14 protein-coding genes and 1 pseudogene are annotated in these 21839 nt (G+C 59.1%); 10 read left to right on the plus strand and 5 right to left on the minus strand.

All coding sequences use genetic code 11. The features are described 5' to 3' along the window. Window positions 1-433 precede the first annotated feature (433 nt). From ACIPL2_RS00820 to pelG, 10 genes and pseudogenes are all read left to right on the plus strand, one after another. Window positions 434-5326: an NAD-glutamate dehydrogenase gene (locus ACIPL2_RS00820; RefSeq protein WP_401351990.1), complete on the plus strand. Its 4893-nt coding sequence runs from the start codon at window positions 434-436 to the stop codon at window positions 5324-5326. 68 nt (window positions 5327-5394) lie between these two features. Next, window positions 5395-5563: pseudogene (locus ACIPL2_RS00825) on the plus strand (type II toxin-antitoxin system HipA family toxin); the annotation flags it as partial. Window positions 5564-5849: 286 nt separating this feature from the next. Further along, window positions 5850-6782, plus strand: a complete 933-nt coding sequence (locus ACIPL2_RS00830; RefSeq protein ID WP_401351992.1) for an NAD-dependent epimerase/dehydratase family protein — start codon at window positions 5850-5852, stop codon at window positions 6780-6782. 62 nt (window positions 6783-6844) lie between these two features. Further along, window positions 6845-9658: a bifunctional glycoside hydrolase 114/ polysaccharide deacetylase family protein gene (locus tag ACIPL2_RS00835; protein ID WP_401351994.1), complete on the plus strand. Its 2814-nt coding sequence runs from the start codon at window positions 6845-6847 to the stop codon at window positions 9656-9658. Further along, window positions 9636-13274, plus strand: a complete 3639-nt coding sequence (locus ACIPL2_RS00840) for a tetratricopeptide repeat protein (RefSeq protein WP_401351996.1) — start codon at window positions 9636-9638, stop codon at window positions 13272-13274. The genes ACIPL2_RS00835 and ACIPL2_RS00840 overlap by 23 nt, the downstream gene beginning before the upstream one ends. Before the next feature lie 28 nt (window positions 13275-13302). Beyond that, window positions 13303-13821: a penicillin-binding protein activator LpoB gene (locus ACIPL2_RS00845; RefSeq protein ID WP_401351998.1), complete on the plus strand. Its 519-nt coding sequence runs from the start codon at window positions 13303-13305 to the stop codon at window positions 13819-13821. A gap of 5 nt (window positions 13822-13826) precedes the next feature. Then, the gene (locus ACIPL2_RS00850) at window positions 13827-15191 is read left to right on the plus strand and encodes a PelD GGDEF domain-containing protein (protein ID WP_401352000.1); all 1365 of its coding nucleotides are present in this window, start codon (window positions 13827-13829) and stop codon (window positions 15189-15191) included. Beyond that, window positions 15169-16158, plus strand: coding sequence for a HEAT repeat domain-containing protein (locus ACIPL2_RS00855; RefSeq protein WP_401352002.1), 990 nt, complete (start codon window positions 15169-15171; stop codon window positions 16156-16158). Before ACIPL2_RS00850 ends, ACIPL2_RS00855 begins: the two co-directional genes overlap by 23 nt. Then, complete coding sequence (gene pelF, locus ACIPL2_RS00860) at window positions 16155-17669, plus strand: GT4 family glycosyltransferase PelF (RefSeq protein WP_401352004.1); 1515 nt, start codon at window positions 16155-16157, stop codon at window positions 17667-17669. The genes ACIPL2_RS00855 and pelF overlap by 4 nt, the downstream gene beginning before the upstream one ends. Next, window positions 17670-19040, plus strand: a complete 1371-nt coding sequence (gene pelG / locus ACIPL2_RS00865; protein WP_056854942.1) for an exopolysaccharide Pel transporter PelG — start codon at window positions 17670-17672, stop codon at window positions 19038-19040. Window positions 19041-19142: 102 nt separating this feature from the next. Here pelG and ACIPL2_RS00870 read toward each other — a convergent pair whose 3' ends face one another. The 5 genes from ACIPL2_RS00870 to ACIPL2_RS00890 form a co-directional block, all read right to left on the minus strand. Continuing rightward, a complete protein-coding gene (locus tag ACIPL2_RS00870; RefSeq protein WP_401352007.1) occupies window positions 19143-19406 on the minus strand; it encodes a hypothetical protein in 264 nt (87 codons plus the stop codon). A 43-nt stretch (window positions 19407-19449) separates the two neighbouring features. Continuing rightward, complete coding sequence (locus ACIPL2_RS00875) at window positions 19450-19647, minus strand: hypothetical protein (RefSeq protein ID WP_401352009.1); 198 nt, start codon at window positions 19645-19647, stop codon at window positions 19450-19452. Window positions 19648-19981: 334 nt separating this feature from the next. Next, window positions 19982-20692, minus strand: a complete 711-nt coding sequence (locus tag ACIPL2_RS00880) for an ATPase (RefSeq protein WP_401352011.1) — start codon at window positions 20690-20692, stop codon at window positions 19982-19984. Window positions 20693-20922: 230 nt separating this feature from the next. Next, complete coding sequence (locus ACIPL2_RS00885) at window positions 20923-21342, minus strand: cupin domain-containing protein (RefSeq protein ID WP_401352013.1); 420 nt, start codon at window positions 21340-21342, stop codon at window positions 20923-20925. 187 nt (window positions 21343-21529) lie between these two features. Beyond that, window positions 21530-21826, minus strand: a complete 297-nt coding sequence (locus tag ACIPL2_RS00890; protein ID WP_401352014.1) for a putative quinol monooxygenase — start codon at window positions 21824-21826, stop codon at window positions 21530-21532. Window positions 21827-21839: the final 13 nt, after the last annotated feature.

Genomic DNA, 21839 nt, shown 5'->3' on the forward strand with positions numbered 1-21839 from the left:
AGAGCGTCCATCAGGGAGCTTCACAGGATTTACAACCTCTGAACTCACCTCGTACCTGAAATCGCGCAGGCCTAAATGTTCCTGCAAAACCGCTTTTTTCTCCCCGCGGCTGCTAGTGTTATCCGATGCCCCGCCGCTCCATTGCGTACCGATGACCGAATATGTCGCAGCACCGCAAGCACGGGCCTTGCCGCACTCGTTAAGCTGCGCAACGGATGAGCACCTGTAAAGACATTGCGCCATAGGTAGGCCAGTCGTTTTTGCAGATGCCCATTCATGGAAGGTGAATGTGACCTGAGTGTCTCGTCCAGCTTCACCCACCTGTCATCCTGTTTCCTCTGCCCGAGAATCAGGAACAGGGTGACGGAACGCCCCGAAAGGGGTTTTGCACGCGACGCTTCCATCAATAACAAGCCCAAGCGGAGTACCACAGATGGCGTTCTTCACCGCAGCCAGCAAAGCCGACTTCCAGCACCAACTGCAAGCGGCACTGGCGCAGCACATCAGTGAACAGGCACTGCCACAAGTGGCGCTGTTCGCTGAACAATTTTTCGGCATCATTTCCCTGGACGAGCTGACCCAGCGTCGGTTGTCCGACCTCGCCGGCTGCACCCTTTCTGCGTGGCGCCTGCTTGAGCGCTTCGATCACGCGCAACCGCAAGTGCGCGTCTACAACCCCGATTACGAACGTCACGGCTGGCAGTCGACCCACACCGCCGTCGAAGTGCTGCACCACGACCTGCCATTCCTGGTGGACTCGGTGCGTACCGAGCTGAACCGTCGCGGCTACAGCATTCATACCCTGCAAACCACTGTGCTGAGCGTGCGTCGCGGCAGCAAGGGCGAGCTGCTGGAAATCCTGCCGAAAGGCACCCAGGGTGACGACGTTCTGCAAGAATCGTTGATGTACCTGGAAATCGACCGCTGCGCCAACCCGGCCGAATTGAACGTGCTGAGCAAAGAGCTCGAGCAGGTTCTCGGTGAAGTCCGCGTCGCGGTGGCCGATTTCGAGCCGATGAAAGCCAAGGTCCAGGAAATCCTGACCGGCCTGGACAACAGCCAGTTCAAGGTTGATCCAGAAGAAAAAGCCGAAATCAAAAGCTTCCTGGAATGGCTGGTGGGCAACCACTTCACCTTCCTCGGCTACGAAGAATTCGTGGTTCGCGATGAAGCCGACGGCGGCCACATCGTCTATGACCAGGACTCGTTCCTCGGCCTGACCAAATTGCTGCGTACCGGCCTGACCTACGATGACCTGCGCATCGAAGACTACGCCGTGAACTACCTGCGCGAACCGACCCTGTTGTCGTTCGCCAAGGCCGCGCACCCAAGCCGTGTTCACCGTCCGGCCTACCCGGACTACGTGTCGATCCGTGAAATCGACGCTGACGGCAACGTCATCAAGGAATGCCGTTTCATGGGCCTGTACACCTCGTCGGTGTATGGCGAGAGCGTGCGGGTCATCCCGTACATCCGTCGCAAGGTCGAGGAAATCGAACGCCGTTCCGGCTTCCAGGCCAAGGCTCACCTGGGCAAGGAACTGGCCCAGGTGGTCGAAGTGCTGCCGCGTGATGACCTGTTCCAGACCCCGGTCGACGAACTGTTCAGCACCGTGATGTCGATCGTGCAGATCCAGGAACGCAACAAGATTCGCGTGTTCCTGCGCAAAGACCCGTACGGCCGTTTCTGCTACTGCCTGGCCTACGTGCCGCGCGACATCTACTCCACCGAAGTGCGCCAGAAGATCCAGCAAGTGCTGATGGATCGCCTGAAAGCCTCGGATTGCGAGTTCTGGACTTTCTTCTCCGAGTCCGTACTGGCTCGCGTGCAGCTGATTCTGCGCGTCGATCCGAAAAACCGTCTGGACATCGACCCGCAGCAGTTGGAAAACGAAGTGATCCAGGCTTGCCGCAGCTGGCAGGACGACTACTCGGCACTGACCATCGAAACCTTCGGCGAAGCCCACGGCACCAACGTGCTGGCTGACTTCCCGAAAGGCTTCCCGGCCGGTTATCGCGAGCGTTTCGCAGCCCACTCGGCTGTGGTCGACATGCAGCACCTGCTGAGCCTGAACGAAAAAAATCCACTGGTGATGAGCTTCTATCAGCCATTGGGTCAGGTCTCCGGCCAGCGCGAGCTGCACTGCAAGCTGTACCACGCTGATACGCCACTGGCGTTGTCCGACGTGCTGCCGATCCTGGAAAACCTCGGCCTGCGCGTGCTGGGTGAGTTCCCGTATCGCCTGCGTCACAACAATGGCCGCGAGTTCTGGATTCACGACTTTGCGTTCACCGCCGCCGAAGGCCTGGACCTCGACATCCAGCAGCTCAACGACACCTTGCAGGACGCTTTCGTCCACATCGTGCGCGGCGATGCCGAGAACGATGCGTTCAACCGTCTGGTACTGACCGCCGGCCTGCCTTGGCGCGATGTCGCACTGCTGCGTGCCTACGCTCGCTACATGAAGCAGATCCGCCTGGGCTTCGACCTCGGCTATATCGCCAGCACCCTGAACAACCACACCGACATCGCTCGCGAGTTGACCCGGTTGTTCAAGACCCGTTTCTACCTGGCGCGCAAGCTAAGCAGCGACGACCTTGAGCTGCGTCTGGAACACGCGATTCTGACCGCTCTGGACGACGTCCAGGTGCTCAACGAAGACCGTATCCTGCGTCGCTACCTGGACCTGATCAAGGCCACTCTGCGGACCAACTTCTACCAGACCGACGCCAACGGTCAGAACAAGTCCTACTTCAGCTTCAAGTTCAACCCGCACCAGATTCCAGAGCTGCCGAAGCCTGTACCGAAGTTCGAAATCTTCGTTTACTCGCCGCGCGTCGAAGGCGTGCACCTGCGCTTCGGCAACGTCGCTCGTGGCGGTCTGCGCTGGTCCGACCGTGAAGAAGACTACCGCACCGAAGTCCTGGGCCTGGTAAAAGCCCAGCAAGTGAAGAACTCGGTCATCGTACCGGTTGGCGCCAAGGGCGGTTTCCTGCCACGTCGCTTGCCACTGGGCGGCAGCCGTGACGAGATCGCGGCCGAGGGCATCGCTTGCTACCGCATCTTCATCTCGGGCCTGTTGGACATCACCGACAACCTGAAAGACGGCGCACTGGTTCCACCGACCAACGTCGTGCGTCATGACGACGATGACCCGTACCTGGTCGTTGCAGCGGACAAGGGCACTGCAACCTTCTCTGACATCGCCAACGGTATCGCCATCGACTACGGCTTCTGGCTCGGCGACGCCTTCGCCTCCGGTGGCTCGGCCGGTTACGACCACAAAAAAATGGGTATTACCGCCAAGGGCGCGTGGGTTGGCGTACAACGTCACTTCCGCGAACGTGGCATCAATGTCCAGGAAGACAGCATCACCGTAGTGGGCGTCGGCGACATGGCCGGTGACGTGTTCGGTAACGGCTTGTTGATGTCCGACAAACTGCAACTGGTCGCTGCGTTCAACCACCTGCACATTTTTATCGACCCGAACCCGGAGCCGGCCAACAGCTTCGCTGAGCGTCAGCGCCTGTTCGACCTGCCGCGTTCGGCGTGGTCGGATTACGACACCAGCATCATGTCCGAAGGCGGCGGGATCTTCTCCCGTAGCGCAAAAAGCATCGCGATTTCCCCGCAGATGCAAGAACGCTTCGACATCACGGCCGACAAGCTGACCCCGACCGAACTGCTCAATGCCTTGCTCAAGGCCCCGGTAGACCTGTTGTGGAACGGCGGTATCGGTACTTATGTCAAGGCCAGCACCGAAAGCCACGCCGATGTCGGCGACAAGGCCAACGATGCGCTGCGCGTCAACGGTAACGAACTGCGCTGCAAAGTCGTGGGCGAGGGCGGTAACCTCGGTATGACCCAATTGGGCCGTGTCGAATTCGGCCTCAATGGCGGCGGCTCCAACACCGACTTCATCGACAACGCCGGTGGTGTGGACTGCTCCGACCACGAAGTGAACATCAAGATCCTGCTGAACGAAGTGGTTCAGGCCGGTGACATGACCGACAAGCAACGCAACCAGTTGCTGGCGAGCATGACCGACGAAGTCGGTGGTCTGGTGCTGGGCAACAACTACAAGCAGACCCAGGCGTTGTCCCTGGCCGCTCGTCGTGCCTTGCCGCGGATTGCCGAATACAAGCGTCTGATGAACGATCTGGAAGGCCGCGGCAAGCTGGATCGCGCCATCGAGTTCCTGCCGTCGGAAGAGGCGATCAACGAGCGAATCGCGGAAGGCCATGGCCTGACCCGTGCCGAGCTGTCGGTGCTGATCTCCTACAGCAAGATCGACCTCAAGGAGGCGCTGCTCAACTCCCTGGTGCCGGACGACGACTACCTGACACGCGACATGGAAACCGCTTTCCCACCGTCCCTGGTGAGCAAGTTCTCCGAAGCCATGCGCCGTCACCGTCTGAAGCGCGAGATCGTCAGCACCCAGATCGCCAACGACCTGGTCAACCACATGGGCATCACCTTCGTTCAACGACTCAAAGAGTCGACCGGCATGAGCCCGGCGAACGTGGCAGGCGCCTACGTGATCGTGCGTGACATCTTCCATCTCCCGCACTGGTTCCGTCAGATTGAGTCCCTCGATTACCAGGTTTCGGCTGACGTGCAACTGGAGCTGATGGACGAGCTGATGCGTCTGGGTCGTCGCGCGACACGCTGGTTCCTGCGTGCCCGCCGCAACGAGCAGAACGCTGCCCGTGACGTCGCTCACTTCGGTCCGCACCTGAAAGAGTTGGGCCTCAAGCTCGACGAACTGCTCAGTGGCGAGATCCGCGAGAACTGGCAGTCGCGCTATCAGGCGTACGTCGCCGCCGGTGTACCCGAGTTGCTCGCACGCATGGTGGCGGGCACGACACACCTGTACACCCTGTTGCCGATCATCGAGGCCGCCGACGTGACCGGCCAGGACCCAGCGGATGTGGCCAAGGCCTACTTCGCCGTGGGCAGCGCGCTGGACATCACCTGGTACCTGCAACAGATCAGCGCTCTGCCGGTTGAAAACAACTGGCAAGCCCTGGCCCGTGAAGCGTTCCGTGATGACGTCGACTGGCAGCAACGTGCGATCACCATCTCGGTCTTGCAACAGGGCGACGGCACTCAGGACGTGGAAACACGCCTGGCGCTGTGGATGGCGCAGCACGACGGCATGATCGAGCGCTGGCGCGCCATGCTGGTGGAAATCCGTGCCGCCAGCGGTACGGACTACGCCATGTACGCAGTGGCCAACCGTGAGCTGCTGGACCTGGCGTTGAGCGGGCAAGCGGTCGTTCCTGTTACGGCGACTGTGAGTGCAGAGCTGGAACCGGCTGCCTGATCAGCTGCTGAATGAAAAAGCCCCGCATTGAGAGATGCGGGGCTTTTTTTGTTCTTTACGGATTATCGGCTTACGACATCGTTAACACCACCGCCTATATCCCCGAGGATGTATTGGCCCTTGCTCGCCGCTGTTGAAGTGGTGATTGCGCGTTATCCACAGCATCGAGAGCAGGCAACTCATGTCGTCGCTGCCATTGAACAGGCAGCGGCACCGTTTGCTCTTACGTTTGGCTGATTCGCGCGAGCGGGAGCGTATGTTTCTCCAAATGGATCCGATTTGTGTCGTCAATAAAATGACGAATTTGCGCTTTTTTTGCCGTACGGCGGCAAAGTAGACAAGCTATTGACAGTCTCAGTGGGATCTCCCATTATCAGCCGCGTTTTGATGGCCTTGCGCCATAACCATGTCGGTGGGGACTCGGCAGTTCCCCATGGATCGCAACCGCAATACGATACAAATGCCTGCACTGTCAGCGGGCTTCAACCACGAGCGTCCGCTTGAATCTTCAGGAAGAAATTTCATGTTTGTTGAGCGCGTACTGGTTACTGGCGGAGCGGGATTCATTGGCTCGCACCTTGTAGAAGCATTGCTGGCCAAAGGTTACAGGGTTCGAGTGCTGGATAACTTGTCGACCGGCAAAGTCAGTAACCTGCCGATTGACAATGCCAACCTGAACCTGGTGGTTGGCGATGTCGCAGACAGTGCCGCAGTTGCCCAAGCCATGCGCGATTGCAATGCCGTCGTTCATTTGGCGGCGGTGGCTTCGGTGCAGGCGTCGGTGGATGATCCGGTCGGTACTCACCAAAGCAATTTCGTCGGCACTCTCAACGTTTGTGAAAGCATGTTGAAGGCCGGTATCAAGCGCGTCGTGTTCGCCTCCAGTGCTGCCATTTACGGCAACAACGGCGAAGGTTCGGCGATCGACGAAGACACGCCAAAATCGCCACTCACACCCTATGCCAGCGACAAGTTGTCCAGTGAGCATTACCTGGACTTTTATCGCCGCGAACACGGTCTCGAACCGGTCATCCTGCGCTTCTTCAACATCTTTGGGCCGCGCCAGGATCCGTCCTCGCCGTACTCGGGGGTGATCAGCATTTTCACCGAGCGGGCGTTGAAGCAACTGCCTGTGTCGATTTTCGGGGACGGTGAACAGACCCGCGACTTCGTCTATGTCCTGGACCTGGTGAGCATCCTGCTGCAAGCCGTGGAGACCCATGAGCCGCGTTCTGGAGCGGTGAACATTGGTCTCAGCCGCTCCACCAGCCTCAATGATCTGATCGCTGAACTGGGTGGTGTCACCGGCAATCCTTTGACGGTGAACAAACAGGCGCCACGCCAAGGCGACATTCGCCATTCGCGCGCCAACAATGCTCGCCTGCTCGAGCGCTTTGATCTTCCGGAACCGACTTCCATCGGCAATGGTCTAGCGCAACTCATCCGCAGTTTGTAACTCGGTCGGCTCAAGCTACCCGACGTTCAAGCAGTACTGATCTGTCATTTCAAGAGTGAGTTATGGAAATCGTTTTTCGCAGGACGCGTGCCCGCTCGGTCGCCAAGCGACTGTTAGCCGCTCTGGCGCTGTGTGTGAGTGGCCCCGCCGTGCAAGCCGCGGTATTGACGCCTCCCTCAAGCGTGACTTTCTGGTATGCCGACGAGCCGCCGATCTCTGAGCTGGCGCAGTTTGACTGGGCTGTCGTCGAACCCGGGCACATGACGTCGAGCGATGTCAAAACGTTGCGCAAGCTTGGCAGTGAACCGTTTGCCTATATGTCTGTGGGGGAGTTCGACGGTTCAAAAGCGGATATCACCAAGGCCGGCCTGGACAAGGCTGTCTCTGCGGTGCGAAACGACTCGTGGAACAGTCAGGTCATGGACCTTACGGCACCGGCCTGGCGCGAACATTTGCTCGGCCGTGCCAAGCAGTTGCAAGCCCAGGGCTATGGTGGACTTTTTCTCGATACCCTCGACAGTTTCACTCTGCTGCCAGAGGCATCACGTGAAGCCCAGCGTGCCGGTCTTGCCAGTTTTCTGCGGGAACTGCACAAGCAGCAGCCCAAACTGAAGCTGTTTTTCAATCGTGGTTTTGAAGTGCTTCCGGAGCTTGATGGCGTGGCTGCAGCGGTAGCTTTCGAGTCGCTCTATGCTGGTTGGGATGCATCCGCCAAACGATACCGTCCAGTACCAGAGGCGGACCGCCAATGGCTGCTGGGCCAGCTGCAACCGTTGCGTGCCAAAGGCATTCCACTGGTGGCGATCGACTATTTGCCACCGGAACGACGCGAAGAGGCCCGCAAGCTGGCCAAGCGTTTGCGCGATGAAGGATTCATTCCTTTCATCAGCACCCCGGAACTGAATTCGATGGGCATCAGCAACATCGAAGTGCAGCCGCGGCGTGTCGCGTTGGTTTACGACCCGCGCGAAGGTGACCTCGCCAACAATGCCGGTCACACCTATCTGGGTGGGCTGCTCGAATACCTGGGTTATCGCGTTGACTATCTGCCTGCCACCAGCTCCATGCCGGATTATCGCTTCAGTGGCTTGTATGCCGGTGTGATTACGTGGATGACCAGCGGTTCACCACAGGATGCTCCGGCATTCAACCGTTTCATCAGCGCGCGTCTGGATGAGCAGGTACCGGTGGTTTTTTTCTCCGGCTTGCCGGTTGAAGACCAGGTGCTGCTCAAGCGCATGGGCTTGAAGCGAGAAGCCCCGCCGGGTACTCAAACCCTGACAGTGACTCATCAAGACAAAGCGCTGCTCGGCGCTTTTGAAGCACCGGTGCAGCCCCGATCCCGTGACCTGACGGCGGTTTCGGTATTGCCCAAGGGGCCGACACCGGCACTCTCTCTGAGCAATACTGCGGGGCAAACTTTCGACCCGGTCGTCATTGGCGATTGGGGCGGTCTGGCGTTGGCGCCTTACATTCTTGAGGTGAACAACGAGCGCAGTCGCTGGATTCTCGACCCCTTCGCTTTCCTCAAGGCAAGCCTGCGTCTGCCTGAGCAACCACGGCCGGACACCACCACAGAAAACGGCCGTCGAATCGCCACCGTACACATCGACGGCGATGGCTTTCCATCCCGTGCCGAAGTGCGTGGAACGCCGTACGCCGGCCGTCACACGCTGGATGACTACATCAAGCCCAACCCGTTCCTGACGTCGGTGTCGATCGTCGAGGGTGAAATTTCGCCACGCGGCATGTTCCCGCACCTGGCACGCGAACTGGAGCCCATCGCCCGCGAGATCTTCGCCAATCCGAAAGTCGAAGTGGCCACCCATACCTTCAGCCATCCGTTTTTCATGCAGCCGGAAAAGGCCACTAAGCGTGAGAATTTCAAACCGGAATATGGTTTGAACATGGCTATTGCGGGCTACGACAAAATTGATTTCTATCGCGAGGTGGTCGGTTCGCGCGACTACATCAACCAGCAGCTCACCACCCCGGAAAAACCGGTGAAAATGGTGTTTTGGCCAGGTGACGCCCTGCCTTCGGCAGCGACGCTGAAGATTGCCTACGATGCCGGTCTAAAAAACGTCAACGGCGCGGAAACGATAATGACCAAGGCCGATCCGTCGCTGACCGGGTTGAACCCGCTACTGCGCCCTACCGAGGGAGGTTTGCAGTACTACGCGCCGATCATCAACGAAAACCTCTACACCAACCTGTGGAAAGGTCCGTATTACGGCTTCCGCGAAGTGATCGACACCTTCGAGCTGACCGACAGCCCGCGCCGACTGCGTGGCCTGCACCTTTACTACCACTTTTATTCAAGCACCAAGCAGGCTTCGATCAAGGCCATGCACGAGATCTACGGCTACATGCGTGACCAGCAGCCGATGTCGCTGTGGATGAGCGACTACATCGATCGATTGCATGGCTTGTATCAGGCCAGCCTGGCGCGGACCGCCGATGGCAACTGGCAGATTCGCGGCATGGATGCATTGCGCACCGTGCGCCTGGACCCGCAAATGGGCTGGCCGGATTTGCTGCGATCGCAAGGCATTGCCGGTGTTCGAGATCTACCGCAAGGGCGCTATGTGGCCCTCAGCAGCGACCGGGCACTGCTGGTGCTGCGACCTGATCGGGACAGCCGGCCGGCATTGGAGGAAGCCAATTTGCCTCTGCTGAGTTGGCAGTACCTGGATGATCAACGCGTGAGTTTTTCGTTTGCCGGGCAGTTTGATCTGACCTTCTCGGTACGGTCGGCGGGTGCCTGCCGGGTCGAAGTGGATGGACAGCGTTTTGCAGGCAAGGCATCGGCCGGTCTGTGGACTTTTCAATTACCAATGAAGCAGGTGAGTAATGGTCAGCTCTTCTGCAACTAATTCTTCAGCGAGCAAAAACAGCCGCCTGCTCAACCCGTGGGCGCTGGCGGTGGTGGCGGTTGCCGTGGGCGGTCTGCTGTGGGCGACCTTCCAGCGTGAAGAAGTATTCCAGCCGGACGGCCGCGAACCGGATGCGGTTTCCGCCAACTATGCCGAACTGCTGCTGACCGCTCACCCGGAAGACGATCACCTGCGTCTGCAATTGGTCGACCTGTTGATTCGCCTCGGTGATTACACCAAGGCACGTCAGCATCTGGAGAACTGGCCCAAGCCGAACCTGCAATTGCAGGCGTATTACCGGCTCGAACTGGATGCGCTGGAAGCGGCCAAGGGCAGCGACCTGATCACCCAGCAGGCTTTGGTCGAGCGTTTGAAAAGCTTCGATCACCGGATGCTGCCACTGCCGCAATTGCAGAACCTGGCCAAGCTCGCGCTGACCTTGCAGGCACCGGCGTTTGCCGCCAGTGTGTATGAAGAAATTGCTGCTCGCGACCCACAGCAGCGCAGCGCGGCGCTCAAGTCCGCTGCGCAATGGTATCTGGCGGGTGAGCAACCGGCGCGCGCCGCAGAAATCTATCTGCAGTTGAGAAAGGATACTGATCAGGCGGGCGAGCGTCGTGAGTACGCCCAGTTGGCCTACAACAGCCTGTTGGCTTCCGGTCAGGGCGACCAGGCTGCGCAGGTGCTTGAAGATGAAATCGACTCGCTGATCAACCCGCAAACCGACTCGGCCTGGGTCCAGCAGGGCGTCGATGTGGCCATCGCCAGCAAGCGCTTCGATCTGGCGCAGCGCTTCCTGCAACAGTGGCGCATCCTGCAACCGGACAACCCGCAGATCCTGCAGAAGGATTTCAGCATGCGTCTGGCCCTCGGCGATTTGCCGGGCGCCTGGGAAAGTGGCCAGCAACTGCTCGCCGAACATCCCGAAGATGTGCAGTTGCTTGAGCAGATGGCCCACCTCGGCGAATGGCGTGGTGAAAGCGAAGCGGCGCTCGGTTACTGGATTCGTCTGTTGAAACTGCGCGAAAGCGCGCAAACCCGTGAGCACGCCTGGCGCCTGGCCAGCCAGCAGTTCGACTTCGATCGCTCGATTCCGTTGCTTGCCGAGATCATGGAGCAGCGTGCGCTGACCGACATCGAACTCGATGCGTTGATCTACGGTCACGAATCGAGGGGTACGCCAAAAGAGGCTGAAGCCTGGCTGCACACGTATTTGCGCAAGTACCCCAAGCATCGCCTGGCCTGGACGCGCCTGCTGCAAAACCTGGAAAACACCGGGCGATATGCAGCCAAGGCCGACGTTTACAAGGATTACTCGAAACGTTTTGCGCTGACCACCACCGAGCGCGTCGATTGGGTCGATACCTATCTCAAGTTGTTCGATAACACGTCGGCATGGCAGGTGTTGCAAGTCGATAACCGCACCATCACTGATCCGAACTACTGGCGCTCCCGGGCCTCGCTGGCCTGGGACCTGGAACGGGACGATGAATTGCAGGTGTCGCTCGAGAAGCTGTTGACGCTCAAAGGCTCGCTCACCAGTGGCGACGAGAGTCAGTTGATCACCCTTTATCGCACCAGCAATCCACAGCGCGCTCTGCAGTTGATGGTCGCCAGCTGGCAGCGCAGCCACGACCAGCAGCGTTTGGTCGAGGCCTTGCAGCAAGCCCAGGAGTTGCAGGACTGGCCGCAAGTGGAGTCGCTGCTCAAGGACGCCGAGCAATACCCTGATGCCTATGGCCGGTCTCAAGTGTTGGCAGTACGCGGTGCATTGGCAGTGCACAAGGGCCAGACCGACGAAGCGCTGCGCCTGTATCAGGAAGGCCTCGCGCGGTTCCCTGACGACAACCTGTTCCGCGAACGCCTGATGTGGCTCTACGTCGATCAGGGCAACACTGCCGCACTCAAGCCGCTGCTGAGCCAATGGAAAGCCCGGGCGCGCGAAGACCGCCTGCTGTGGCTGCCGTTCGCCAGCGCCAGTCAGATGCTCGGCCGCGACAGCGAAGCGTTGGCCTGGTATCGCATGTACCTCAAGAGCAGTCCTCAGGACTGGCTGGTGCAAGCGGCCTACGCCGATGCGCTGGACAGTGCCGGCTATAAGGATGCGGCCCAGCGTCTGCGCTTGAAGCTGCTGCGCAGCCCGGAAGGCGAAAATCTTCAGCCGTCGTCTCAGCGATATGGCATCTGGTTGCGTTTGATGGCCAGCAGTTATTCACCGAAAAAGGCCCAGCAAGAAGTCCTGAAATGGAAGGACGGCTCGCCGGCAATGTTGCAGGTGTGGTTCGAGCGTTTGCTGGCACGTCTTGATGCGAGCAATCAGGAGTCGCAGAAAGACCAATGGCTGGAATGGGCGCGCAGTCAGGGCTTGAAGGTCGAGCGTTATGAGCAGATCCAGCAAGCCTTGCGCAGCCGTAACAAGGCGCAGGTCGAAACGTTGTTGGCCAGCAGCGACCTCAACCCGGCGCAACGCGCTCAGGCCCTCAGTCGTCTGGGTCGCCTGAATGAAGCCCTCGACACCAGCCTGACGGCGCTCGGTGATGAACAGCCGGAAGCGGTGCGCGAACAACTGCGCCGCCAGGCCGTGGAGATCCACGAACGCACGCCGCAAGGTGCGCAGTTGTCGTGGCATGAACAGGACTTCGGTGGCCTTGAGTTCAACGCGCCACGCCTGGAGCTTGCGCACAACCTGGGCGATAAGTGGTACGCCGATCTTGAGCTGGAGCAGGGCGACTACAGTGGTGACGAAATCGAATCATCGCGCATCGGTGAGGAGCGTAACGCTGCCCTGACCCTGCAACGTGCGGTGGAGGACGGCAGCTACAAACTGTTCGCCGATACCAGCCAGCGCAGCGACGATGACCGCAACGGCCTGGGTCTGTCCCGGACATGGCAGTTGGGTGTGAGCGATGAACTGGAAAGCGGCGTCGACTGGCATCGCAAGAGCGAAGACAGCGGCTTGATGCGCGCCTTCGGCCAACAGGACCGCGTGTATCTGGGTGGCCGCCACAGCCTGACTGCCCGCGATCAGGTCAGTTGGGAAGTCGCGCAGCGGTCGTTTTCCACCCGGGCCGGGGACGATCTGGGCGATGGTCATGCGCTGAAAATGGAGTACAACCACACGTTGGAATTCGCCGGTCCCAACTGGACCGTGCGCAGCGGTGTCGACTACCAGAAGAATCGGGTCAAGGATAAGTCGCTGGATTACCTGTCGACTAACTTTGGTGGCCCGGTCATCAGAGCGGCGCCTGTGCAGACGTTCGACCCTGACACCGGTTTGCCCGACCCGATCGATCCATTGGATATCGAAACCGTCACCGCCAGCGACCTGCTGCAAAGTCGCTACGGCCAACTGTATGTCGGCAGTTCCTGGCGTCGCGGCATACCTGGCGCGCTGGTGCGGACCAAGCCGCAGTACACCTGGCTGGTTGACCTGACGGCAGGCTGGCAATGGACCGATCAAACATTCAACTACGGCATCAATACCGGGATCGGCGTTGAAGTGCTGGGTGACGACGAACTGGCCCTGACCTTCGGCTATCAATCCGCGCCACAAGGCGGGGACGGCAAGGCCGGCGGAACACTGGGCGTGAGCTACGGCGTGCGTTTCGGACGCTGATCATGGAATTTCTACGGGAGAAAAACGTATGCAAGCAATTCGTAATCTGAGCCTGGCGCTGGCGGTCCTGGTCGTCGCTGGTTGTGCCAGTTTCACCGACGAAAGCAGCCCGAGCCTGCCGCGCACTGCGCAGTGGGGCATCGTGCCGATGGTCAACTATTCGCAGACGCCGCAGGCCGGTGAACGCAGCGAGCAAATCCTGCTCAGCGTGCTCAGCAGCCATGGCCTGCAACCACGGGTTTATCCGGCCAGCACCCAGGGTGAGCAAGCGCTGATGGATGATAACGAGCGTCTGGCCGGTGCCCTTGAGTGGGCGCGTGAGCAGAAACTCGATTACGTGGTCGCCGGTAGCGTCGAAGAATGGCAGTACAAGAACGGCCTGGACGGCGAGCCAGCAGTGGGCATCAGCCTGCGCGTGCTGGACGCCGATAGCGGCCGGGTGCTCTGGAGCAAAAGTGGCGCGCGTGCCGGTTGGTCTCGTGAAAGCCTCGCGGGTACCGCGCAAAAGGTGCTCGACAAACTTGTTGGCGCCCTTAGGTTCGAGTGATCGCAATGAATTCTCCACACATGGATTACAGCCTGGCGCCTCGCGCCAGCGGCCCGGTGTCTTGGCTGGAAACGTTCCTGGTAACCGGCCTGGTCATCGGCCTCGGCCTCTGGTTGACCCCGGACGACCCGATGCAGATGCACGGCGGGTTCCCCTGGCCGATTCTGGCGCCGCTGCTGTTGGGTGTACGTTACGGTTTTGTGCGCGGCCTGCTCAGCGCCGGTTTGTTGGTTCTGGCCGTTTTCGCCCTGCGCTCCAGCGGCCATGCCGGCTATGCACAGCTTGAACCATCGTGGATAGTCGGCGTGCTGGTATGCGGCATGCTGGTGGGCGAGGTGCGCGATCTGTGGGAGCGACGCCTGGAGCGTCTGCAGATGGCCAATGATTATCGTCAGTATCGTCTCGACGAGTTCACCCGCGCACATCAGATTCTGCGGGTCTCCCATGACCGCCTGGAACAGCGCGTGGCGGGTAGCGACCAGAGCTTGCGCAGCTCGCTGCTGGGCCTGCGCGAAAAACTGCGGGTGATGCCGGAGCATGGTGATGCACTGGCGGCATTGGCCGACCCGATCGTTGCCGTGCTTGGACAGTACGGCGCGCTGCGGGTGGCCGGGTTGTATCGGGTCGACGAGCGCGGTGAGCGAGTGTTGCCGGCGCCGCTGGCAGCCATCGGCGTCATGGGCTCGCTGGACACCGAGGACGGACTGGTCAAGTTGTGCCTGGAGCGCGGGGAGTTGGTAAGCGTGCGTCAGGAATTGATCGATGCCGGCGGCTCGGCGCAATTCTCGTCGCTGCAGGCCTGCATTCCGTTGATCGATGCCGAAGGGCGCCTGCTGGCAGTGCTGGCGGTGCGACAGATGCCGTTCTTTGCCTTCCAGGATCGTACGCTGAGCCTGCTGGCGCTGTTGGCCGGTCACATCGCCGACCTGCTGTTGCGTGACGTGCAAGTGTTGCAACTGGCCGATGCCGACGCGCAGCACTTCACACTGCAACTCAAGCGTTCGCTGGTCGACGTCGAACAGCACCAGTTGTCTGCCGGACTGTTCGCCTTCGAAATGACCCGTTCCAACGAAGAACTGACGCGCCTGCTGGAACGCAGCCAGCGCGGTCTGGATTTGCACTTGCCGTTGCGCAACAACCGCGATCACCAGTTGCTGCTGGTGCTCTTGCCGTTGACCAGCCCGCAAGGCACCGAGGGCTATCTGTCGCGTATCAAGCTGCTGGTACATGAACACTTCGGTATTGAAAGTGACTTGGACAGCCTCGGCGTGCGGGTCATGCCTTTCAACCTGGAGCCTGATGATCACAACGGGCTGCGTAACTTCCTGTTCAACGAGTGTGGTCTGAATGATCAGCAAGTGGCTGTTTAGCGGAGCCTTGTTGTTAGAGGCGGGCAGTTGGGCCAGTTTGTGGGTCGACGCGCCCGAGGCGCACCAATTGCTGGTGTTCACCCTCACTCACGGCTTGGCCAGCGTGCTGCTGTGCGGCGCGGTCTGGTTGCTGTTGCCGGCGCGTTACCGTTCGCCCCTGCCGTGGAGCCCGCTGTTCATTTTCAGCCTGGCCTTCTTCGTGCCGGTGCTCGGGACGGTGGGCGTGGTCGCGGCGATCTTTCCTGCGCTGTACCTGCCACGCAAACGCGACAAGCAGGCCTGGCAAGCGGTGGGCATTCCGAGCCTGCCGTATCGGGCGCAGATGCAATTGCATTCGCCGATCTTCGCCGATGGCGGTTTGCAGGATGTCTTGCGTCATGCACCGGATCCGGATCAGCGTCTGGCTGCATTACTGGCCACCAAACGCATGCCTGGCAAGGAAGCGGTGCCGATTCTCAAACTGGCGCTGGGCGACCCGAGCGACGATGTGCGGCTGCTGGCGTATTCAATGCTCGACAAGCAGGAAAGCGACATCAACCTGCGCATCCAGATCGCCCTCGGTCAACTGCACGGCGCCACGACCAAAGCCGCCGGTGTGCTGCATGGCACCCTGGCGCGGTGGTATTGGGAGCTGGCGTACCTGGGGCTGGCGCAGGGCAGCGTGCTCGAGCACGTCCTCAACCAGGCCAGCGAACATGCCGAACAAGGTTTGCAGGCGGGTGAGGGCGGTGAGCTGTTTCTGTTGGCCGGGCGTATTGCCCTGGAACGCGGCGACATCGCGCGCGCCGAAGTGCTGCTGACCCAGGCCCAGGAAAACGGCATGGGCGCGGCGCAGATTCTGCCGTTCCACGCGGAGCTGGCCTTCGAAGCCGGTCGCTACCATGAAATTCCGGGGTTGCTTGCAAGCCTGCCCGAGAAAACCCGCCAGCGACCCCCCTTCGCTGATCTGGTGAGGAGCTGGACATGAGTCACAAGGAAGAGGCGCCGATCGCCGACATCTGCCTGCTGCTCGAAGGTACCTGGCCTTACGTGCGTGGCGGTGTGTCGAGCTGGATTCACCAGATGATCCTCGGTTTGCCGGAGCTGACGTTCTCGGTGATGTTCATCGGCGGACAGCGTTCAGCGTATGCCGAACGACGCTATCAAGTACCGTCGAACGTGCTGCACATCGAGGAAGTGTTCCTCGAGGACGCGACCCATACGACAAACACCCGGGGTACGCCACGCGAAGCCGACCTGCAAACACTGGAAGACCTGTATCGCTTCCTGCATCACCCGGACGCGCCCGAGCCAGCACTGGGCGAAAACCTGCTCGAGTGTATCGCGCAAGGCCACTTGACCCTCGACGACGTGCTGCGCAGCCGTGCCAGTTGGGAGGCGTTGAGCGAAGGCTATCGCCTGCATTGCGCCGACCCGTCGTTCATCAACTATTTCTGGACCCTGCGTTCGATGCAGTCGCCGTTGTTGATGCTCGCAGAGTCATCCCGCCGGATGCCGCGCGCGCGCGTGCTGCATTCGATTTCCACCGGTTACGCCGGGCTGTTGGGCTGTATCCTCAAGCAGCGCTGGAACTGCACCTACCTGCTCAGCGAGCACGGGATCTACACCAAGGAACGCAAGATCGACCTGGCCCAGGCCAGCTGGATCGCCGAGAGCTCCGGACAGGCGCTCAACCGCAGCCTCGATGCCGGCTCGGGCTATATCCGGACCTTGTGGGTGCGTTTTTTCGAGCGTATCGGCCAACTGACCTACAACAGCGCCGACAACATCATTTCGCTGTATGACGGCAACCGCCAGCGGCAAATCAAGGACGGTGCCGACCCGGTTCGTACCCAGGTCATTCCCAACGGCATCGACTTGCCGCAGTGGACCACCGCCCTCGAATCCCGTGCGCCAGGCATTGCCCCGGTGGTGGGGTTGATCGGTCGTGTGGTGCCGATCAAGGATGTGAAGACTTTCCTGCGGGCCATGCGCGGCGTGATCAGCGCCATGCCCGAGGCCGAAGGCTGGATCGTCGGCCCGGAAGAGGAAGACCCGGAATACGTCAGCGAATGCCGCAGCCTGATGGCCAGCCTGGGGCTGGAGGGCAAGGTGCATTTTCTTGGCTTCCAGCGCATCCAGGAGATCCTGCCCAAGCTCGGGCTGATGGTCCTGACCTCGATCAGCGAGGCGCAACCGCTGGTTATTCTCGAAGCCTGGGCTGCCGGTACGCCAGTGGTCAGCAGTGACGTGGGCTCGTGCCGGGAAATGATCGAAGGTGGCAGTCCAGAGGACCGCGACCTGGGCCTGGCCGGAAAAGTCGTGGCCATTGCCGACCCGCAGGCTACCAGCGTGGCCATCCTCGAACTGCTGCGCAGTTCGCAACGCTGGCAAGTGGCTCAGGCCAGCGGCTTGTTGCGGGTCAACCGTTACTACACCGAAGCCTTGATGCTGCAGCGTTATCGCGACTTGTATCAAGCCGCCATGGAGAACAGTTAAATGGCCGGGATTGGCTTCGAACTTCGCAAGATCCTGTCGCGCGATTCCTACACCGCGACCTTGCATGCCTACGTCTATGCCGGGCTGATCAGCTCCGGTCCCTGGGTGCTGTCGATCATCAGCGTGATGCTGGTGGGTATCATCAGCCTGAGCCGTGTCGTGCCCAATACGCTGGTGGGACAGTTCCTGGTGACGGTGACCTACCTGATGGCCAGTTCGCTGATCATTACGGGCGGCTTGCAGCTGTTCTTTACCCGGTTCGTTTCCGACCGGTTGTTTGAGAACAAGCACGACCAGATCCTGCCCAACCTGGTGGGCGTGCTGTTGATGGTCACCATTGGTGCCGGTGTCCTGGGTATCGTCGTGCTGAGCGTGCTGTTCGACCAGCCGCTGATGTACCGGCTGCTGGTGCTGTCGAACTTCGTGGTGCTGTGCAATCTGTGGATGGTGATCATCTTCCTCTCGGGGATGAAAGCTTATAACCGCATCCTGCTGGTGATGCTGGTGGGCTACACGCTGATGGTCATCAGTGCGTATCTGCTGAGCTTCCTGGGCATAGCGGGCCTGCTGTTGGCGTTGTTGATCGGGCACAGTACGCTGCTGTTCCTGTTTCTCTACGACATCCTGCGCGAATACCGGGCCGAGAAACTGGTGGCCTTCGATTTCCTTGACCGGCGCCACGTGTTTGTCAGCCTGCTGGTGACCGGGTTTTTCTACAACTTCGGCATCTGGATCGACAAATTCATCTTCTGGTTCAACCCCGGCACCTCGAACGTGGTGATAGGCCCACTGCGGGCGTCGATCCTCTACGACCTGCCGATCTTCCTCGCGTACCTGGCGATCATTCCGGGGATGGCGGTGTTTCTGGTGCGTATCGAAACCGATTTTGCCGAGTGGTATGACCGGCTGTTCCGGGCCATCCGTGAAGGCGAGACCCTGCAGCACATCAGTTCGCTGAAGACCGAGATGACCTTGTCCATCCGCCAAGGCCTGCTGGAAATCTGCAAGGTGCAGGGGCTGACCGTGGTGCTGCTGTTCCTGTTTGCTCCGCGCTTGCTAGATTGGCTGGGCATCTCCAGCTATTACCTGCCGCTGTTCTATATTGACCTGATCGGCGTGAGCATTCAGGTGGTGTTCATGGCGTTGCTCAACGTGTTCTTCTACCTCGACAAGCGCGCCGTGGTCCTGGAGTTGTGCGTGATCTTCGCGGTGTTGAACGCCGGTTTGACGTTACTGAGCATGCACCTCGGCCCGAGCTTCTTTGGCTACGGCTTCACCCTCTCGCTGCTGGTGTGCGTGCTGTTGGGGCTGCATCGATTGTCCACCGCGCTGGAAGACCTCGAGTACGACACCTTCATGTTGTCGCGCTGAAGCATTCTGGCGGTACGAAAAAGGCACTGTCGATTACCGGCAGTGCCTTTTTTTTTAAATTGTCCAGGCAGGTTTGAGCGCTCAGTCAGAGTTTTCACCCGGTCAGTCGGGATTTCTCTCGATGATCTTCAGTTTGAACAGGAGCTCTTCCCCGCTTGTATCAGTGAAGTGGTGTCCGAAGGTGGATCTGTTTATTTTCAGCGTGTTGTTATTGCGCGACTTCAAGTAAACGCTGGCGGTGTCGGAGGACAGGTCATCGAGTGTGATGAGGTTGTGTTCGATGTCCAGCAAGTTGTAGGAAGTTGTCTGGCCGCCGGCGGCAGGCAGCGCTGCAATGGTGCCTTCATCATCCTTGCTTAAGTACAAACCGGCGGAGGAGCCATTGAGTATCTGGATGTTGTAATAGTCGTCATAACACCAGAAAATGCACCTTCATTGGAATGATCGATTTTCTGCTTCTTGCCACTGGGACGAGTTCGCCATCCAGGTAAGTAAAGGTGAACGTGGTGCCCAGGATATTGCCTGGCGGGTTGCTCTGATCTATCTCCAATTCATAGGTTGGCGTGGACAGGTAGGCAATGAACGATCTTTCCTGATCTTTATTCATAATATTTCCATTATTTATGTGGTGTGAGTGATGTTTTGCTTCCTATCTATAATGTTTTTTGAAAGGGTAGGTCGTAATTATTAATTTCTTTATGTTTGGTTAACGTATTGCAGGTGCCTCAGTTAACAGGCAGGCCGTGTTTTTTGTGGGGCGTCGCATTATGTTCACGAAAAGCCCCGTCAATACGAGGCCTTTTTGAGTTGGAGGTTTTGTAGGGTTTGGTCGAATGTCTTCGCGGGCAAGCCTCGCTCCTACAGGTTTTGTGTCGTGTGTATTTTTATGACCCACACAACCCTTGCAGGAGCGAGGCTCGCCCGCGAAGAGGCCATTACAATCAATACAACGCCCGCCCAGTATTGCTTTCTGTCATCGACACTTTATCTGTCGGTCTGGTCAATAAATTATTGAGCGACTGGTCAAACTTCTGCAGCGCCCTGACTTGCACATTCTGTTGTTCGTTAATGTCCGCGACGATCTCTTCACTGCGTTTATAGTCGGCCCATACAGGGCTCAGCGCCTTCGCATCATGCCCTTGTGCGGTGCCGATGTAGTTAAAGTTCGAATCATAAAAGTCAGCACTGACATCGGCCTGAATGTCCGAACTGCGAGATGTCATCAATTGACTGCGGCTGTCGACGATTGCCACCACATCCGGTTTTGCCGCCCGAAGGCTTTGCATGTCCGGGTACACCGTCACCGAGCCGAACTGGCGCTGCAACGAAGCCTTGACCCAGTCCACTGCCATATCGGGTTTGGAGGTGGCGACGTAGGCATCGTGAATCGATTGCACCAGCAGGCTCTGGCCGAAACCGGTGCCGGCGTTGGCCTGGTAGTCCTGAAGGTAGGCGCGGTTGGTTTGGGTGTTGCGGCTGTAGACGATGCCCAGCGAAACAGTGCTGCCGTTGGGGATGCTCGTGGCGCTGCTGCGTCCCACCGGTTGGGTAAAGATACCGTCCAGCGAAGAGACCGCAGAAGGTGCCGTTGGAATCGAACAGCCGGTTAAAAGAGCGGTCACCGTTAACGTACTGACAAGCGCGAGTTTCATGATGTTTCTCCCGTGAAACAACATTCAGTTGGAAGTTCAAGTGGCCGCCAGGGTGACGGCAGTGACTCCAGACTAAACCGGGAATGACTTAATGAAATAGCCAATGTCCGCGCTTATCAGGTGACCAATAGTTTTGTTTGGTTTAAACAACTTCGGTTAATTGCCCTGAGCAATAAAAAGGCCCGAATCGATGATTCGAGCCTGATTATTTATAGCTGGCGTAACAGCCATCAGTTTTCCAAGGGGATCAACACTTTCTCATCTGGCGACAACACCATGAACACCAACAACTTGGCCGGTTTGGTCGCGCTGGCGTTTTTCGACACCAGATGCTCCGATCCCGCTGGCTCGTACCAGTATTCACCCGTCTTGTAGGTGATCGCCTTTTCACCCTTCACTTGAGAAATGATCGAGCCCGAAAGCACGTAGGCCATGGCCGTGCCCTCGTGTTTGTGCGCGATGGACGACTGGCCGGGTTTGTAATCGACTTCGATCATCAGCGCTTTTTTACCAGGCGCGTTTTTCAGCATCTGGTCCTGCAACACCGTGACTTTTTCCGAAGGGGCACCGGTTTCGTGGGCGAATGCCGAGGCGGAAACGGTCAAGGCCAGGGCGGCGAGCGGGGCTGCAAACAAACGGACTGCGTTCATGGTTCATCACCTGCGTGGGTTAGTCGTCAGGGACCACGATAGTTCGCGCCGGTGGCTGGGCAAACCTCCAATTTTCGTGAACCCGAGGAGACCAATCAGGGGCTTTGAACGCAGAAGATCGCAGCCTCCGACGCCTTCTGCAGGGGTACCCAGTGCCCTGTAGGAGTAGCCGAAGACTGCGACCTAATCACAAAACGATAGGAAAGCTGTTGAAGTCGACGCTGTTGGCCAGGCGACTGTCGATCAAGCCGATGAAGCCTTGTACTTCAGGGCAGTTGAAATGCATCTGCATGGCCGCTTCCGATTGCCAGCGGGCGCTGACTGTCCAGCGGTTGCCGTCCTCGGGGCAGCGGTCGACCATATAGGAATCGCAGCCCGGTAGTTCGCGCAGGGTTTCGACAATCTTTTGCAGTTGCTTACCCAGTTCATCCGAGCGGCCGGCGGCGGCCTGCACCTTTACGGTATTGATCACTTCGTTGGACATTGCTCACACTCCT

The organism is Pseudomonas sp. NPDC086251, from assembly GCF_044746405.1.
In the GTDB taxonomy this organism is placed as follows: domain Bacteria; phylum Pseudomonadota; class Gammaproteobacteria; order Pseudomonadales; family Pseudomonadaceae; genus Aquipseudomonas.

What these genes read in the sequence shown, in the direction of transcription:
- ACIPL2_RS00820 (WP_401351990.1), top strand. Translation starts at nt 434, where the DNA reads ATGGCGTTCTTCACCGCAGCCAGCAAAGCCGACTTCCAGCACCAACTG.
- ACIPL2_RS00830 (WP_401351992.1), top strand. Translation starts at nt 5,850, where the DNA reads ATGTTTGTTGAGCGCGTACTGGTTACTGGCGGAGCGGGATTCATTGGC.
- ACIPL2_RS00835 (WP_401351994.1), top strand. Translation starts at nt 6,845, where the DNA reads ATGGAAATCGTTTTTCGCAGGACGCGTGCCCGCTCGGTCGCCAAGCGA.
- ACIPL2_RS00840 (WP_401351996.1), top strand. Translation starts at nt 9,636, where the DNA reads ATGGTCAGCTCTTCTGCAACTAATTCTTCAGCGAGCAAAAACAGCCGC.
- ACIPL2_RS00845 (WP_401351998.1), top strand. Translation starts at nt 13,303, where the DNA reads ATGCAAGCAATTCGTAATCTGAGCCTGGCGCTGGCGGTCCTGGTCGTC.
- ACIPL2_RS00850 (WP_401352000.1), top strand. Translation starts at nt 13,827, where the DNA reads ATGAATTCTCCACACATGGATTACAGCCTGGCGCCTCGCGCCAGCGGC.
- ACIPL2_RS00855 (WP_401352002.1), top strand. Translation starts at nt 15,169, where the DNA reads ATGATCAGCAAGTGGCTGTTTAGCGGAGCCTTGTTGTTAGAGGCGGGC.
- pelF (WP_401352004.1), top strand. Translation starts at nt 16,155, where the DNA reads ATGAGTCACAAGGAAGAGGCGCCGATCGCCGACATCTGCCTGCTGCTC.
- pelG (WP_056854942.1), top strand. Translation starts at nt 17,670, where the DNA reads ATGGCCGGGATTGGCTTCGAACTTCGCAAGATCCTGTCGCGCGATTCC.
- ACIPL2_RS00875 (WP_401352009.1), bottom strand. Translation starts at nt 19,647, where the DNA reads ATGAATAAAGATCAGGAAAGATCGTTCATTGCCTACCTGTCCACGCCA.
- ACIPL2_RS00880 (WP_401352011.1), bottom strand. Translation starts at nt 20,692, where the DNA reads ATGAAACTCGCGCTTGTCAGTACGTTAACGGTGACCGCTCTTTTAACC.
- ACIPL2_RS00885 (WP_401352013.1), bottom strand. Translation starts at nt 21,342, where the DNA reads ATGAACGCAGTCCGTTTGTTTGCAGCCCCGCTCGCCGCCCTGGCCTTG.
- ACIPL2_RS00890 (WP_401352014.1), bottom strand. Translation starts at nt 21,826, where the DNA reads ATGTCCAACGAAGTGATCAATACCGTAAAGGTGCAGGCCGCCGCCGGC.